The sequence below is a fragment of the Alphaproteobacteria bacterium genome (genome assembly GCA_030739735.1).
Lineage (GTDB): Bacteria > Pseudomonadota > Alphaproteobacteria > UBA7887 > UBA7887 > UBA7887.
This window is the reverse complement of the sequence record JASLYQ010000025.1, coordinates 1-15819: the sequence shown is the minus strand read 5'-3', so window position 1 is coordinate 15819 and position 15819 is coordinate 1. Positions and strand designations below refer to the sequence as shown.

Below are 15819 nucleotides of genomic sequence, written 5' to 3'. Positions count from 1 at the left end.
TCACATGTTGCCGAGCAGCGCCGCGACGTCGCTCATGCGGTTGGAGAAGCCCCATTCGTTGTCGTACCATGAAAGCACGCGTATGAAGCGGCCCTCGACGACCTGGGTCTGGCCGAGGTCGAAGGTCGAGCTGGCCGGGCTGTGGTTGAAGTCAATCGATACCAGCGGTTCGTCGTTGGTCGCCAGGACGCCCGAGAGCGGGCCCGCGGCAGCGGCGCTGATGGTGCCGTTGATCTCCTCGACCGAGGTGTTGCGGGCGGCGGTGAAGGTGAGGTCGACGAGCGAGACGTTCGGCGTTGGTACGCGGATGGCGGTGCCGTCGAGCTTGCCAGCAAGCTCCGGCAGCACCAGGCCGACGGCCCGAGCGGCACCCGTTGACGTAGGGATCATAGAGCTCGCTGCGGCACGCGCTCGGTGTAGGTCCTTGTGCAGGGTATCGAGCACCGGTTGGTCGCCGGTATAGGCGTGCACGGTAGTCATGAAGCCACGTTCGATGCCGATAGCGTCGTTGATCACCTTAGCCACGGGCGCCAGGCAATTGGTTGTGCATGATGCGTTCGAGACGACCTCGTGGCCGGCCTTGAGCATGTCATGGTTGACGCCGTAGACGACCGTCTGGTCGGCATCGCCCGAGGGAGCTGAGATTAGTACTTTGCGGGCACCGGCCGCGATATGCTTCGCTGCATCGGCGCGCTTGGTGAAGATACCCGTGCATTCGAGCACCACGTCGACGCCGAGCTCGCCCCAGGGCAGCTGGGCCGGATCGCGCTCGGCGGTCACTTTGATCGGCCCGCTTCCGACATTGATGCTGTCGCCGTTCACCGAGACGTCCTTGGGGTAGCGGCCGTGGACGGAATCGTAGCGCAGCAGGTGCGCATTAGCCTCGACCGAGCCTAGGTCGTTGACGCCGATCACTTGCACGTCGTTGCGCCCGGCCTCAGCCGCGGCGCGCAGAACCAGACGGCCGATGCGGCCGAACCCGTTGATGGCAACCCGAACCGTCAACCTAACCTCCCTCTCTTCCTAAAGTGCGACCTTGACCGCATCGGCCACGGCTTCCGCGGTAATGGTGAAATGGCGGAATAGGTCCGCCGCCGGTGCCGACGCGCCAAAGCTGCGCATGGCAATCATCTTGTCTTCGTCCACGCCCCAGCGCGCCCAGCCCATGGGTAGTGCCGCTTCCACGGCGATCCGCGGCGCGCTACCGAGGATGGCCTCGCGCTGCTCGGCCGGCTGTGCCGCGAGCAGCTCCCAGCAGGGCAAGGAGACCACGCGCACGGGCACGCCATCGGCCTGTAGCATCTCGCGCGCTGCCAGTGCCAGAGAGACCTCGGAGCCAGAGGCGAGAATGCTCGCGCGCGCCTCTCCGTCCGCGGCCGCCATCTCATAGGCGCCAGCAGTACAGAGGTTGTCGCAGTAATGCGCGGTGCGCAGGGTCGGTAACCCCTGGCGCGTCAGCACCAGCGCGGAGGGGCCATCTGTGCGTTGTAATGCGAGCTGCCAGCACTCCGCCGTCTCCACCGCATCTGCCGGGCGGAAGACGGCGAGATTGGGGATCGCCCGCAGGGCCGCCAGATGCTCCACCGGCTGGTGTGTTGGGCCATCCTCGCCAAGGCCGATAGAGTCGTGTGTCAGCACGTGGATGACCCGCAGACCCATCAAAGCGGCTAAACGGATGGCCGGGCGTGAATAATCGCTAAACACTAGGAAAGTGCCGGCATAGGGAATGAAACCCTTGTGCAGGGCGATGCCGTTCATCACTGCTGCCATGGCGTGTTCGCGAACGCCATAGAAGAGATAGCGCCCGCTGAAATCGTCGGCCGTGATCGGCATCTGGTCTGTGCTGCGTGTGTTGTTCGAGCCGGTCAGATCGGCGGAGCCACCGACGGTGATCGGCAGCATCGGGTTGATGCGGTCCAGGGTGTCCTGCGAGGCTTTTCGCGTAGCCACCTTGGGCGCTTCCGCCGAGACTTCGCGTTTATATGCCTCTACAGTGCCATCAAGGTTGCCGAGGTGACCCGCTAGTGCTGCTTCAAAGGTCGCGCGCTGCGGCGATGCGGCAAGCCGCGCCTCCCAGGCTTGGCGTTCCGTGGTGCCGCGCCGGCCCGCCTCGCGCCAGGCGTTCTGAATAGCCTCTGGGATTTCGAAAGGCGGCTCGGCCCAGCCGAGCGCTGCGCGTGTCGCTGCCACCTCGTCCTCGCCGAGGGGCGCACCGTGGGTTGCTGAGGTCCCCGCCTTGGCTGGTGAGCCGTAGCCGATGGTGGTGCGGCAGGCAATTAATACTGGTCGGTCTGCATTCTGGGTGCAGGTCAAGGCAGCAGCGATCGAATCGGGATCATGACCGTCGCACGAATTGACTTGCCAGCCCAGCGCGCGGAAGCGCGCCGCCTGATCGTCCGACACCGTGAGTTCGGTCGGCCCGTCGATGGAGACGTGATTGTCATCGAACAGCACCACCAATCGCGACAGGCGCAAATGTCCCGCCAGTGATGCCGCCTCGTGGCTAATGCCTTCCATCAGGCAGCCGTCGCCGACAATCACATATGTATTGTGCGACACTAGATCGTCGCCAAAGCGCGCCGCCAACATACGTTCAGCGATGGCCATGCCTACCGCGTTGGCGATGCCTTGGCCGAGTGGCCCGGTGGTGGTCTCGATACCGCCGGCGGCACCGTATTCCGGGTGCCCCGCCGTATGGCTGCCGAGCTGGCGGAAATCACGCAGCTGCTCGATCGGCATGTCCGCATAGCCCGTGAGGTGCAGCAGACCGTAGAGCAACATGGAACCATGGCCCGCCGATAGCACCAGGCGGTCGCGGTTGGGCCAGTCCGGCGACGCGGCGTCGAAAGTGAGAAACTGACGCACCAGCACCGTCGCCACGTCGGCCATGCCCATCGGCATGCCGGGATGGCCGGACTTGGCCGCCTGCACCGCGTCCATGGCGAGAACGCGTAGCGCGTTGGCGAGGCTGACGTGATCGGGCAGGGTGGCGTCCGCAGCGACACCGGGGGAAACCGCGGAAAACACGTGCTACAGCTCCATGGCCGAGTCTTCGGAAACAGCCGCGAGGCGCGGCCCGGGTGATGAACTTGGCATTGGTGGGGCTGCTCAGTAGCAACCCCAACCGAGCGCAACATGACCGCCAATGCAGGCCCCGTCAACCGATCACAGGCGGGCCCCATTGTGCGCTTTGGTTGACGCTGGCGCGCACCGCTGGATATCCTAGCGGGCGATAGCATGGCGGTTCTTTAGGTGACCGCTGGGGGCAACGAAGTCATGGCATCATTTGACGAGGCGCGGCAACGCTTCGAATCGGCGGTAGACCGACTGGAGGCGACGGTCGCCCGGACGGACGCACCCTCGGCAGCGACCGGGCCTCATCTCAGCGCCGAGCTCGCGGAGGCTCGTGCCGAGCGCGATCGCCTAGCGGGTGAGCTGGCTGACATGCGTGCGCAATGCGAGGCATTGCGGCTCGCCGCCGATCAGGCATCGACCCGGCTCGACGGCACCATCGAGCGCGTGCGTATTCTGATAGGTGATTGAGCATAATGGGGTATGGGCATGGGCAAGGTTCGCGTACAGATCAACGGTCGCACCTATCCGATCAGCTGCGAGGATGGTGAGGAAGACCACATCCGTCAGCTCGGCACCTACCTCGACGCGGTGGTGCGCAATCTGATCGAGACCGGCGGCGACACCAGCCAGATTACCGATACCCATCTTATGCTGATGGGGGGGCTCTTGGTGGCCGACGAGCTATCCGACGCCTATGCTAAGATCGAGGAGCTTGGCGGCGGTAGTGCGGTAGAGCGGCAAAGTGCGACGGCGACGTTTGAAGCGATGACGGTGCGGCTTGATGCCATTGCTTCGCGCCTTGAGAACTCTTAGATTCGTTTGCGGGCGGGTACTGCGCGATACGTCACAGGCGATTATGTCCCTGGGCCAACAGTGTTCCACTCGGGAGCTGTCCCTACCGGCGGTGTGCCGTCGGCACACGGCGCCCACCTGCACATGCAGGCGCCAGTGGTACTAGAACGCCAACGGTCGATGCGGTCCCGTCCACCTGATCGTCTTGTTAAAGAGAAGGCACGCCTGCGCCAGGTGTGCCGGGACGAACGCCAGCACCGCGCACACGATGCCGGTGCGCCGCTGGCGGCGGCGTTTCTTGACGCGATCCCGCTCGCTCCGGATGCGGTGGTCTCCGGCTATTGGCCGTTTCCCGATGAAATCGATCCGCGTCCGCTTCTGACCGCCCTGCATGCTTGCGGTCATGCCTTATGCCTGCCGGTGACAGAAGTGGGGGCGCCTTTGCGGTTTCGTGCTTGGACACCGTGCGATGTGCTTGTGTCAGGCCCGTTCGATACTCGTGAGCCGGCCTCGAACAAGCCAGAACAGCGCCCCGATTGCTTGCTCGTGCCCCTGCTCGCCGTCGATGACGATGGCTATCGGTTGGGTTATGGCGGCGGCTTCTACGACCGCACTCTGGCCGTGCTCGGCGACGCGCTCGGTGTCGGCCTCGCCTTCAACTTCCAGCGCTGCGGGCGGCTGCCGCGCGGCACCCATGACTGCCCGCTCGACTGGCTCGTCACCGAAAACGGCGCGACGCGCTTCGCGAGGGCGGCATGAATATTCTGTTCTGTGGCGATGTGGTAGGCAGCGCCGGGCGCGCCGCGCTGAGCAAATATCTGCCCGACTTGCGCCGTGACCTTGAGCTCGATTTTGTCGTTGTCAACGGCGAAAACGCCGCCGGCGGCTTCGGTATTACCGGTGCCATCGCTGAAACCCTTTTCGATCTCAGCGTCGATGTGATCACCACGGGCAACCATGTTTGGGACCAGCGCGAGGTGGCAACGGTGCTGGTGCGTGAGCCACGCCTGCTGCGTCCGATAAATTTTCCGCCTGCCTCGACGCCGGGCAATGGCATGGGCGTATACGAATACGAGAGCCCGCATAGGGGAAAAGTGCTCGTGGTCAATGTCATGGGGCGACTATTCATGGACCCCCTCGACGACCCGTTCGCGACTCTCGAGGCAGTGTTCGCCAAGCATGTCCTGGGGGAGAACATTGATGCCGCCATTGTCGATATGCATGCCGAGGCTACCAGCGAGAAACAAGCGGTCGCCCATTTTCTCGACGGTCGCGCCAGCCTCGTGGTTGGCTCCCACAGCCATGTACCCACCGCAGACGGCCAGATATTGCCTGGCGGCACCGCCTACCAGAGTGACGCGGGCATGTGCGGTGACTACGATTCGGTAATTGGCTCGGACAAGGGCATGTGGGTGCAGAAGTTCCGCAGCAAGATGCCCGTCGGGCGCATCGGCCCCTCAAACGGCGCGGCTACGCTTTGTGCCGTCCTCGTGGAGACCGAGCCTCGCTCCGGGCTCGCCCGCAGCATAGAGCCCGTCATCCTCGGTGCCCGGTTGAAAGAACGGCGGCCAGGCTGAGAGTGACGCGACAAATTGTCGCCACAAAGCTCTGTTAGGCGAGGGGAATAGGCTGCTTGAAAGCTTTCGTAAACCCCAATATCTGGTATGTTGGCAAGAGCTGATGGGCAGCATGCAGGAAATTCGATGACGGCAGCGCGGCACCAAAGTCTGGTCGGCGACGCGCGAGCCTGAAGAGGTCTGAACAAGATGGCCGGCCATTCGCAATTCAAGAACATCATGTATCGGAAGGGCGCGCAGGACGCCAAGCGTGCCAAGATATTCGCCAAGCTGGCGCGCGAGATTACGGTTGCTGCCAAACAGGGTGTGGCGGATCCGGATATGAACCCACGCCTGCGCACCGCCATCGCTGCCGCGCGCTCGGCTAATATGCCCAAGGACAATATCGAGCGTGCGGTCAAGAAAGGCGCCGCCGGCGACGACGACACGGTCTATGACGAAATGCGCTATGAGGGCTTTGGCCCCGGCGGAGTCGCGGTGATCGTTGAGGCCTTGACCGACAACCGTAACCGCACTGCGGCTGAGGTGCGCGCCTCGTTTACGCGGCACGCTGGAAATCTTGGCGAGAGCGGCAGCGTCAACTTCATGTTCAACCATGTGGGTGTTGTCCGCTACGCAGCGGACGTGGCCGATGTGGACGACATGTTTGAGACAGCGGTGGAGGCCGGCGCGGAGAATGTTAATAGCGACGACAACGGCCATCAGATCACCTGCGAGGTTGGGGCCTTGCACGATGTGCGGGACGCGCTTGCGGCCGAGTTCGGCGAACCCAACGGTGTGGCGCTGGAGTGGCTGCCGGTAAGCACGGTCAGCATCGATGAAAACCAGGCCGAGACGTTGTTCAAGCTTATCGATGCCCTCGAGGACAATGACGACGTACAATCGGTGGCGGCCAATTTCGATATTTCCGACGACATCATGCAGTGGGTCAGCGCGCGTGGCTGAGGCCGGGTGGCGATGAGACTGATGGGGCTTGATCCCGGGCTCAACGCTACCGGCTGGGGCGTAGTGGAGAGCGATGGCGCGCATCTCTCCCATGTTGCCAATGGCACGGCGCGCACCAAGGCGGACGATGATCTCGCGCGCCGTCTCGCCGCCCTCGACGTGGCCTTGGCCGAGGTGATTGCGAGCTGGGCGCCGGATTCCGCCGCCATCGAGGAGACTTTCGTCAACTGCAATCCGGGCTCGGCGCTCAAGCTTGGGCTGGCCCGTGGCGTCGTCATGTTGGCCCCGGCGCGGGCCGGGCTTGCGGTCGCCGAATACAACAACTCACAAGTGAAAAAGGCTGTGGTTGGTAGTGGCCGTGCCAGCAAAGAGCAGATGCAGCTAATGGTCCGTCATTTGTTGCCGGGCTGCGAGCCAGGCAGCGCCGACGCTGCGGACGCGCTCGCCGTGGCCATCTGTCACGCCCACCATGCTACTAGCACCGGCGGGCGTTGGGCCGCGGCGCTGGCGGGGAGCGCAGCGTGATCGCGAGCCTCAGCGGCCGCCTTGCCGATGCAGCTGAGGACTCGGCCGTGGTCGACGTCGGTGGCGTCGGCTATCTGGTCTATTGCTCGGGCCGCACCCTGCGTGCCCTGCCGCCTGTCGGCGAAGCGGTGTCGCTCGTCGTCGAGACCCATGTGCGCGAAGACCATATCCATCTCTACGGCTTCCAGGCGCCGGTTGAACGCGACTGGTTCCGCTTGTTGCAGACCGTCCAAGGCGTTGGCGCGCGGCTTGCGCTGGCAGTGCTCTCGCTGCTGGCGCCTGATGAGCTTGTGACGGCCATCGCCGCCCAGGACACGGCCTCGCTGCGCAACGTCTCTGGCGTTGGGCCGAAAGCCGCCCAACGCATCGTCGCTGAGCTCAAGGATAGAGCCCACGCAGTCTCGCCGAGTGTTATCGTGGTGGCGGATGCCGCCGACGCGGCAGGTGAAGGCGGCACCGGCGAGGCGGTGTCGGCGCTGGTCAATCTCGGTTATGGCCGCGGAGAGGCATTCACAGCCGTTGCCACCGCCGCGCGCGAACTTGGCGAGGGGGCCGATGTCGGCGGGCTTATTCGACGCGGTCTCAAAGTTTTGGCACCAGCGTGAACGCGACCGCGAAACAGCGACTGGTTGATGCCGGCGTCGTCCTGGAGGACGGCGATACGGCACTGCGGCCACAGACGCTCGATGCTTTTGTTGGTCAGGCCGAGCTGCGCGCTAATCTCGGCGTCTATGTCAGCGCCGCGCGCCAGCGGCAGGAGGCGCTGGATCACACGCTGTTCTCTGGCCCGCCCGGCCTCGGCAAGACCACGCTGGCACAGATTGTTGCGCGCGAGCTCGGCGTAAGCTTCCGCGCCACTTCAGGCCCCGTCATTGTGCGTGCCGGCGACTTGGCGGCATTGCTCACCAATCTTGAGCCCCGCGACGTGCTGTTTATCGACGAGATCCACCGTTTGAATCCGCAAGTTGAGGAAGTGCTCTATCCGGCAATGGAAGATTTTCAACTCGACCTGATCATCGGCGAGGGGCCCGGTGCGCGTTCGGTGCGCATCGACATTGCGCCCTTCACGCTGGTCGGGGCGACGACACGCTCCGGACTCGTGGGAACGCCGCTGCGCGACCGCTTCGGCATTCAGGAGCGTTTGCGCTTCTACCGCGGCGAGGAGCTGGAGGCGGTGGTGAGCCGTGGTGCCCGGGTGTTGGAGATGCCGCTCTCCGATGATGGCGCCTACGAGATTGCGCGGCGTGCCCGCGGCACACCGCGCGTCGCCGGGCGCCTACTACGCCGGGTGCGCGACTTCGCCACCATCGCCGGGGCCAACATGGTGGATGCGGCGATTGCGGCGGATGCGCTGTCGCGTCTCGCCGTCGACGGTCGCGGGCTCGACGCCATGGACCGGCGCTACCTCGCCTGCATCGCTGACAAGTACGCGGGCGGCCCGGTCGGCGCGGAAACCCTGGCGGCGGCATTGTCGGAAGAGCGTGACACCATCGAGGACGTCATCGAACCCTATTTGATGCAGCAGGGCTTCCTGGCGCGGACGCCGCGCGGTCGCGTTTTGACGCAGCTCGCCTGGGAGCATATGCAGCGTCGACCTACCAAAGCGGCGCTCGAGCAAATGGAGTTTCTGGGGCCGGAGGCAGGTGATGGCTGATGTGCATATTTGGCCGCTGCGAGTCTATTACGAAGATACCGATGCCGGCGGCATTGTTTATTACGCTAACTACCTCAAGTTTGTGGAGCGTGCCCGCACCGAGTTGCTACGCGAGCGCGGCATCGACCACCAACACCTGCTTGCTGACGCCGGCCTTGTCTTAGCGGTACGCGACTGTGCCATCGAGTATTTCATACCGGCGCGGCTCGATGACGCGATCGATGTACATACGCGCGTATGCGGAATCAGCGCAGCGACGATCCGCATTGAGCAGACGGTGCTGCGCGGCGACGAAGTTTTGGCAAGCGCGAGGCTCCGTATCGTCTGTCTGCGCCAGGATGGCCGGCCCGCGCGTCTGCCCGTGGCGGTGCGCGACGCCGTCACCGCCTTTCACTGATGGGATCACGGTAATGCAAACGAAGAGCACGATAAAAGCATGGAAACGATAACTCCCGAGGCGGCCGGGATGGCCGCCGACCTCTCGGTCTGGGCTCTGGCCAGCGAGGCCGACATGGTGGTCAAACTAGTGATGGGCGTGCTTCTGCTCGCTTCGGTCTGGTGCTGGACGATCATCTTCGAGAAATCGCGCCAGTTACAGCGCCTGCGCGCTAAGGCGGATGCCTTCGAGGACTCTTTCTGGTCCGGCGGCTCTCTGGAAGAGCTTTACGAGCGTGTTGGCCAGGCACCCGACCATCCGCTCGCCATGCTTTTTACTGTGGCCATGCGCGAATGGACCCTGGCCACCGCGCACGGCACAGCCGTATCGGAAACGCGCGACCAGGCCTCATTGCAAAGCCGCATAGATCGCGTCATGAACGTTGCCATGCAACGCGAGATGGAGGGGCTCGAGCGCCGTATCGGCTTTCTTGCCACGGTCGGCTCGACGGCGCCTTTCATTGGTCTGTTCGGCACGGTCTGGGGGATTATGAACAGCTTTCAGGCTATTGCCGGCACGCGTAACACCTCGCTGGTGGTCGTCGCGCCCGGCATTGCCGAGGCGCTGCTGGCGACCGCCTTGGGGTTGGTTGCGGCGATCCCAGCCGTGGTTGCCTACAACAAACTATCGGGTGACCTCAATCGCTATGCTGGGCGGCTAGAGACCTTTGCCGGTGAGTTCAGTGCTCTTCTGTCACGGCAGATGGCAGAGCGGGGGGGCTGATGGCCGGCGTCGGCGTCAAGCGCGAAGCGGGGCGGCGCTACCGCCCCATGGCGGAGATCAATGTCACGCCCTTCGTCGACGTGATGCTGGTGTTGCTCGTGGTATTCATGGTCACGGCACCGCTGCTGACCGTCGGTGTCGAGGTCGATCTGCCGGAAAGCGCCGCCACTGGTTTGCCGGGCGACGACGAGCCCCTCACCGTGAGTATCGATGCCGAAGGCGTAGTTTTTTTGCAAGAGCTCAAGGTCGAGTTAGCCGATCTGGTGCCGAAGCTGCAGGCGGTCGCGGCTGAACGCCCGGACCTGCGCATTTTCGTGCGCGGCGACAAGAGCGTAGCTTACGGCCTTGTAATGCAGGTTATGGGTACCATCAACGCCGCCGGATTCGGCGAGGTTGGGTTGGTTACCGAGCTGCCCACCCCCCAGCGGGGTGAGGGCTGACGCCATGCAGCGTGCGATGGTTATATCGATGCTGCTGCACCTCGCGGTGATCACGCTTGTCTATGTCGGTGTGCCGCATTTATTCGAGGATTCGCCATTACAGGAGGCGGTGACCACCGTCACGTTCGTGCCGATCGCCGAGGCGCGCAATCTGCCCAAAGCCTTGCCGGTGGCGGAGGCACCTGAACCCGAACCGAGTGAGGCACCACCGCCACAGGTTGAAGATACGCCGCCGCCGCCGCCGCCGGTACTTGAAGTCGCTGAGCCCGAGCCGCCACCACCACCGTTGCCGGACCCCAAGCCTGAGCCCGAGGTGGCGGAGCCCGAGCCGGCGCCGGCTCCGATCGAAGTTACCACCCTGCCGGCGGAGATTCAGCGGCCACGACCGAAGCCCATGCCGCCGGTACGGCTCGACTTTGAATCTGCGCTGCAGAGCCTGGAGAAGATGGAGCCGGTACCGCGCGCGCCGGAGCCTGAGACCGAGACGACGCCTGCAGCCGCCGACCCAATCGACCAGTTGCTGGCGGAAGCCGCTACGCCCCATCGTTTGGACACCCCGTTGAGCCAGACCGAGGTCGACGCCATTCGCTCGCAGATCCAACGCAACTGGAATGTTCCCGCCGGGGCCCGCGACGCGCACGAAATGCGCGTCACCCTACGGCTTCAGTTGCGCCGAGATGGCACAGTCGAGCGCGTTGAAGTGGACGAAAGGGACCGCATGCGCATGCAGTCCGACCCTTTCTACCGTACCATGGCCGAAAGCGCTGTGCGGGCGGTACGCAAGACAGAACAGATTCAATACCTCTCGCCCAAAAAATACGAGCAGTGGCGGGATATAAAGCTGACCTTTGATCCCAGGGAGATGTACGGGTGATGACAGGACGTGTCATAGGCCTTGTTTTCGGCCTGTTTGCCGTCGCTACGACGGTGCCGGCCGTAGCCCAAATCGAGATCGATATTACGCACGGCCAAGTCGAGCCGGTGCCCATTGCGGTAACCGGTCTTGTTGGCGGGACCGGGCCTGAGCGCCAACTCGGAGCCGATATTGCCGCCGTGGTCTCGGGCGATCTCGATAGCTCGGGTCTGTTCCGCCCGCTCGATCCGCGAAGCTTCCTGCAAAAGCCAGATCAGATTGGCGTTGTCCCTCGCTTCGGCGATTGGCGCCAGATCAACGCTCAGGCCCTCGTCACCGGTAAGCTGAGCGTCAGCGGTGATGGTTTTGTCGATGCCGAGTTTCGCCTTTGGGACGTGTTTTCCGAGCAATATCTGATTGGCTTTCGACTGCGGGCGCCGCGCGACAAGTGGCGCCGTGTAGCGCATCTAATCGCCGATGCAACCTATCAGCGGATCACCGGCGAAGAAGGCTATTTCGACACCCGCATCGTCTATGTCGCCGAGACCGGGCCGACCGAGGCGCGTATCAAGCGCCTGGCCATTATGGACCAGGACGGCGCCAACCATCGCTTCCTCACCGACGGCCGCCACCTCGTGTTGACACCGCGCTTCTCGCCGACCTTGCAGGAGATCACCTATCTCTCCTACCTCGATGGCCAGCCGCGGGTCTATATTCGCAATATCGACACAGGTCAGCAGGAGATCCTGGGAAAATTTCACGGCAACATGACTATCGCGCCGCGCTTCTCCCCCGACGGCAACAAGGTTGTCATGTCGGTTGCCCTGGACGGCAACACGGAGATCCACGAGCTTGACCTTCGCACTGGGGTGCAGTTGCAGCTGACGCGTCACCCTGCCATTGACACCGCGCCGTCTTATTCCGCCGATGGCAAGCGCGTAACCTTTGAATCCGACCGCTCGGGCACTCAGCAAGTCTATGTCATGAATGCCGACGGCAGTGGCGTAAAGCGCATCAGCTTTGGGAAGGGGCGTTACGCCACTCCGGTCTGGTCGCCGCGCGGCGACTGGATTGCGTTTACCAAGTCGCGTGGCAGCGTTTTCTATATCGGCGTCATGCGTCCTGACGGCAACGATGAAAGGCTGCTGTCGACGGGCTTCCTCGTGGAAGGACCAACCTGGGCGCCGAACGGCCGCGTGCTAATGTTCTTCCGGGACCAGCCGGGCGGCGGCGGGCGCAATGGGCGGGTGCGGCTAGTCAGTGTTGACATCACGGGGCGCAACGAGCGCGAGATCGTCACGCCTACCGATGCCTCCGATCCGGCGTGGTCGCCGCTAATCCCGCGCAAGGCCCCGGGGAGCGGGCCGGATGTGCGCTAATCACAAATGCGAGTTGATCTTGATAAGCGCGTGTCCTGCCAATACAATCGACAAATGTGGTTTCGTCAGTGTGGGGGCAGGTATCGCCGCCGGTCGAGCATTGTCTCGACAAGGAACGCTAAGCCGCTCGTTTTCTCATCGCCGGCACTGTGCTGTGGCGAGCGTCACGAGCCAATTTGGGAGACTGCGTAAATGCGGACCAAACTGATCGCCCTGGCGGGCGCAATTCTTCTCCTCGCTGCCTGCGAGACGGATTCCGATGAGGCTGCGGATGCTGGCGGTGCCGGTGACACGGGTACGCCGGCACCGGTGGTCGAGGCCGCGCCGGAGATTCGCGAAACACCTCCACCGCTTCCGCTGACGTCGCAGGAGCAATTCGTCCAGGAAGTCGGTGATCGCGTGTTCTTTGACTACGACCGCTACGATGTGCATCCGGACGGCCAGGACACGCTGCGCCGTCAGGCTCAGTTCCTAAAGATTAACGGGAACCTCAGCATTATGATTGCTGGACATTGCGATGAGCGCGGCACGCGCGAGTACAATTTGGCGCTTGGCGAGCGCCGCGCGACTGCAGCGAAGAACTTCTTGGTATCGCTCGGTGTCCAAGCTTCGCGCATCGGCACCATCTCCTACGGTAAGGAGCGGCCGATCGTACTTGGTCATACCGAGGCGGCCTGGGCCCAGAACCGAGTCGGTATCTCGAGCATCAACTGAGTTGGCGGATTTTGGCGGGCGCTTTATCTGGCGCCCGCCGTTGCGCCTTAGTCTGGCCACGATCCGCTGGCACTATCGGCCACATTACTGACCGGCCGAGCGAGACAATATGAAAGCTTTGCGAGTCCACTTGGCGGCCCTGTGTGCCGCCGTCGTGTTTTTTAGCGCAACGCCCGCCTTCCCCCAGGATCTCAGCCTTGCCGCTCTGGTCGATCGCCTGGAGCGGCTCGAGCGTGGCCTCGGCCTGATCACACGCCAGCTTGCCAATGCGGGCGTGCCCGAGAGCGCCCATAGCGCCGGCGAAGGTGATGCTGAGGCTGTGGCGCGCCAGGAGGTGCGCTTCAGCGAGCTGGAAGACCAGCTGCGCCAGCTTACCGGCCAGATCGAGGAGGCTCATTTCGCCCTGCGTCAGGTCGGCGACCGGGTCGAGTTGATGGTAGCCGACACTGACGCGCGTCTGGCCGCTATCGAGCAGCGCCTAGCCGAGACGCTGGCGCCGACACCTGGCCCCGTCGCAGATGCGGGCGGCGGCTCGCTCTCCACCATGGCGATCGACAGTGGCAGCCTCAGCAATGAGGGCCACGGCGTGCTCGGCACCATTCCGGCCGGGGGCACTGACGTTGCCGCGGCCCAGCCGCCTGAGGACCAGCCGGTGGCCGACGTCTACAGCCAAGCCATTCAGCTGCTTAGCCAAACCGACTACGCGGCAGCGCGGGCGGGCTTCCAGGCCATCATCGATGCCTATCCCGAGGATCCGCTAGCTGGCAACGCCCATTTTTGGATTGGCGAAATTTATATGAAGCAGGGCGATCAACAAAGCGCGGCAGTCGCTTTCGCGCGCGCCTACAAGGGCTTTCCCGACGGTAACAAGGCCGCGGACAGCCTGCTCAAGCTCGGCTTGGCCTTCGCCGCCATGGACAAGATGCGCGAGGCCTGCGCCGCCTACGAGCGCCTGACGCGGGAGCTCGGCAGCGCGCCGGGCCATATTACAGATCGCCTGCCCGTGGCTCGCGCTGAGGCGAGCTGCTGAGCACGGCGCTCGGCGAGGCAGAGTTTGCCTCACTAATTGAGGCCCTTGGGCCGTTTGAGAGTGTCCCAGTGCTAGCCGCAGCGGTCTCTGGCGGCGTTGATAGCCTTTGCCTCGCCTTACTCGCCGAGCGCTGGGCGGTGCGGCGCGGCGGCAGGCTGGTGGGTCTCGTGGTTGACCACGGCCTGCGCCCCGAATCTCAGAGCGAGGCGGAAGCCACCTGTGCCCGTCTTTGTGAGCTCGGAATGGAGGCCCGCCTGCTTGTCTGGCGGGGCGGGAAGCCGAAGAGTGGTATCCAGGCCGCAGCGCGCGAGGCGCGCTACCATTTGCTGTTTGAAGCTTGCCGGCGGGAAGGCTTGCTGCACCTACTGCTCGCCCACCACGCCGGCGACCAAGCCGAGACCGTATGGCTGCGTCATAAAGCTAGCAGTGGCCCGGCAGGCCTCGCCGCCATGCCTGTGTGTGCCGAGCGCGACGGCGTGCGTCTATTGCGCCCGCTGCTTGGCGTTCCCGGCGACCGGCTGCGTGTGACCATGCAGGCGGCCGGCCAAAGCTGGATCGAAGACCCTTCGAATCGAGATGCCGCGTTCGCCCGCGTGCGCGCCCGCCGCGCCATCGCCGGCGAGGGCGCCGTCTTATGCGCCGAGGCCACCGTACAGGCGCAGCGCCGCCACGACGATGACCACTGTATCGCCCGATTGCTGGCCGAGACGGTACGGCTTTCCCCAGCCGGGGCGGCGGAGGTCGATATTGCCACCCTGCTGGCCGCAGGGCAGCCGGCACAAAGGGTGCTCGCGCGCGTTTTGGTCTGCCTTGGCGGAGGCAGGTATGCGCCCCGTGGAGAGAGGCTAGCGCGTCTGCTCGAGGCCCTGTCGAAGTCGACGCCGCGCACCCTCGGCGGTTGCCGCCTGCTGCCGCTCGCCGACGGCCGGCTCCTGATTTGCCGCGAAGCGCGCGCTATTGTGCCGACCGGTCCTGTTGATGAGACCTGGGACCGACGCTTCCGCATCCGCGCGAAGGCTGTCGAAGGTGCTACCCTACGACCCCTTGATGATGCCACCTGGGGGCGCCTGCGCAAAGGGGCGGATACGGTGCTCGAGGCCTTGCCGCAGCCGGTGCGCGAAGGTCTTCCGGTGCTCTGGAGCCTTGACGCGCCCCTTGCGTTGCCCCACCTAGACAAGTGGGAGATGGGACTGCCGTCGCTGGCGGTGCGCTTCCGGCCTACGCAGGCTTTGCTGGGAGCACCTTTCGCGACTATGAGGGAAATGACGTCTTGAATATGTTCGGCCGTAACATCGTGCTTTGGATCATCATTGCGCTCCTGCTTCTGACCCTGTTCAATCTGTTTCAGAGTAAGGGCGAGACCGACGCCTCGAGTCAGCTCGCCTTTTCGGATTTCCTCGACCGGGTAGAGGACGGGCAGATCCGCGACGTTACCATAGAGGGCGAGCGCATCACGGGGCATTTCGCTGGTACCGGCCAGGGCTTCACGACCTATGCGCCGGACGATCCGACCCTGGTTCAGCGTTTGCACGAGCAGGGTGTGCGCATCAGCGCCAAGCCGGACAAGGAAGGCGTCTCACCGCTTTACGGCATATTATTAAATTGGCTACCGATGATCCTCATTGTCGCGGTGTGGATATTCTTCATGCGCCAGATGCAGAGTGGCGGCGGTAAGG

19 protein-coding genes and 1 other RNA gene are annotated in these 15819 nt (G+C 64.0%); 18 read left to right on the top strand and 2 right to left on the bottom strand.

The annotated features are described in order from the left end of the window. Both gap and tkt read right to left on the bottom strand, forming a co-directional pair. On the bottom strand, positions 1-1005 hold the full coding sequence (gene gap, locus QF629_11550) for a type I glyceraldehyde-3-phosphate dehydrogenase (protein MDP6014159.1): 1005 nt from the start codon (positions 1003-1005) through the stop codon (positions 1-3). Between the two features lie 18 nt (positions 1006-1023). Continuing rightward, positions 1024-3027, bottom strand: coding sequence for a transketolase (tkt, locus tag QF629_11545; protein MDP6014158.1), 2004 nt, complete (start codon positions 3025-3027; stop codon positions 1024-1026). Between the two features lie 249 nt (positions 3028-3276). Between tkt and QF629_11540 the strand changes: the two genes are divergently transcribed. From QF629_11540 to QF629_11455, 18 genes are all read left to right on the top strand, one after another. Then, positions 3277-3543: a DUF4164 family protein gene (locus QF629_11540; protein MDP6014157.1), complete on the top strand. Its 267-nt coding sequence runs from the start codon at positions 3277-3279 to the stop codon at positions 3541-3543. An 18-nt stretch (positions 3544-3561) separates the two neighbouring features. Beyond that, positions 3562-3888, top strand: coding sequence for a cell division protein ZapA (locus QF629_11535; GenBank protein ID MDP6014156.1), 327 nt, complete (start codon positions 3562-3564; stop codon positions 3886-3888). Between the two features lie 13 nt (positions 3889-3901). Then, positions 3902-4060: non-coding RNA, 6S RNA (gene ssrS, locus QF629_11530), on the top strand. Continuing rightward, complete coding sequence (locus QF629_11525) at positions 4048-4626, top strand: 5-formyltetrahydrofolate cyclo-ligase (protein ID MDP6014155.1); 579 nt, start codon at positions 4048-4050, stop codon at positions 4624-4626. The genes ssrS and QF629_11525 overlap by 13 nt, the downstream gene beginning before the upstream one ends. Then, positions 4623-5444 carry a TIGR00282 family metallophosphoesterase gene (locus tag QF629_11520; protein MDP6014154.1) on the top strand — a complete coding sequence of 274 codons (822 nt, stop codon included), beginning with the start codon at positions 4623-4625 and terminating at the stop codon, positions 5442-5444. Before QF629_11525 ends, QF629_11520 begins: the two co-directional genes overlap by 4 nt. Before the next feature lie 189 nt (positions 5445-5633). Next, positions 5634-6389: a YebC/PmpR family DNA-binding transcriptional regulator gene (locus tag QF629_11515; protein MDP6014153.1), complete on the top strand. Its 756-nt coding sequence runs from the start codon at positions 5634-5636 to the stop codon at positions 6387-6389. A 12-nt stretch (positions 6390-6401) separates the two neighbouring features. Further along, the gene (ruvC, locus tag QF629_11510; protein ID MDP6014152.1) at positions 6402-6914 is read left to right on the top strand and encodes a crossover junction endodeoxyribonuclease RuvC; all 513 of its coding nucleotides are present in this window, start codon (positions 6402-6404) and stop codon (positions 6912-6914) included. After that, positions 6911-7519 (top strand): Holliday junction branch migration protein RuvA, encoded by a 609-nt coding sequence (ruvA, locus tag QF629_11505; GenBank protein MDP6014151.1) that lies wholly within the window; start codon positions 6911-6913, stop codon positions 7517-7519. Before ruvC ends, ruvA begins: the two co-directional genes overlap by 4 nt. After that, positions 7516-8568 carry a Holliday junction branch migration DNA helicase RuvB gene (gene ruvB / locus QF629_11500; GenBank protein ID MDP6014150.1) on the top strand — a complete coding sequence of 351 codons (1053 nt, stop codon included), beginning with the start codon at positions 7516-7518 and terminating at the stop codon, positions 8566-8568. The genes ruvA and ruvB overlap by 4 nt, the downstream gene beginning before the upstream one ends. Next, positions 8561-8965, top strand: a complete 405-nt coding sequence (gene ybgC / locus QF629_11495; GenBank protein MDP6014149.1) for a tol-pal system-associated acyl-CoA thioesterase — start codon at positions 8561-8563, stop codon at positions 8963-8965. Before ruvB ends, ybgC begins: the two co-directional genes overlap by 8 nt. Positions 8966-9004: 39 nt before the next feature. Beyond that, a complete protein-coding gene (gene tolQ / locus QF629_11490; GenBank protein ID MDP6014148.1) occupies positions 9005-9727 on the top strand; it encodes a protein TolQ in 723 nt (240 codons plus the stop codon). Continuing rightward, a complete protein-coding gene (gene tolR / locus QF629_11485; protein MDP6014147.1) occupies positions 9727-10167 on the top strand; it encodes a protein TolR in 441 nt (146 codons plus the stop codon). Before tolQ ends, tolR begins: the two co-directional genes overlap by 1 nt. A gap of 4 nt (positions 10168-10171) precedes the next feature. After that, positions 10172-11041 carry a cell envelope integrity protein TolA gene (locus QF629_11480; protein MDP6014146.1) on the top strand — a complete coding sequence of 290 codons (870 nt, stop codon included), beginning with the start codon at positions 10172-10174 and terminating at the stop codon, positions 11039-11041. Continuing rightward, the gene (gene tolB / locus QF629_11475; protein MDP6014145.1) at positions 11041-12399 is read left to right on the top strand and encodes a Tol-Pal system beta propeller repeat protein TolB; all 1359 of its coding nucleotides are present in this window, start codon (positions 11041-11043) and stop codon (positions 12397-12399) included. Before QF629_11480 ends, tolB begins: the two co-directional genes overlap by 1 nt. A 192-nt stretch (positions 12400-12591) precedes the next feature. Beyond that, positions 12592-13113: a peptidoglycan-associated lipoprotein Pal gene (gene pal / locus QF629_11470; GenBank protein ID MDP6014144.1), complete on the top strand. Its 522-nt coding sequence runs from the start codon at positions 12592-12594 to the stop codon at positions 13111-13113. Between the two features lie 109 nt (positions 13114-13222). Continuing rightward, positions 13223-14143, top strand: a complete 921-nt coding sequence (gene ybgF / locus QF629_11465) for a tol-pal system protein YbgF (GenBank protein MDP6014143.1) — start codon at positions 13223-13225, stop codon at positions 14141-14143. A gap of 68 nt (positions 14144-14211) precedes the next feature. Next, positions 14212-15417 (top strand): tRNA lysidine(34) synthetase TilS, encoded by a 1206-nt coding sequence (tilS, locus tag QF629_11460; GenBank protein ID MDP6014142.1) that lies wholly within the window; start codon positions 14212-14214, stop codon positions 15415-15417. Between the two features lie 2 nt (positions 15418-15419). After that, positions 15420-15819: ATP-dependent metallopeptidase FtsH/Yme1/Tma family protein (locus QF629_11455; GenBank protein ID MDP6014141.1), on the top strand; the 400-nt coding region annotated here is incomplete at its 3' end.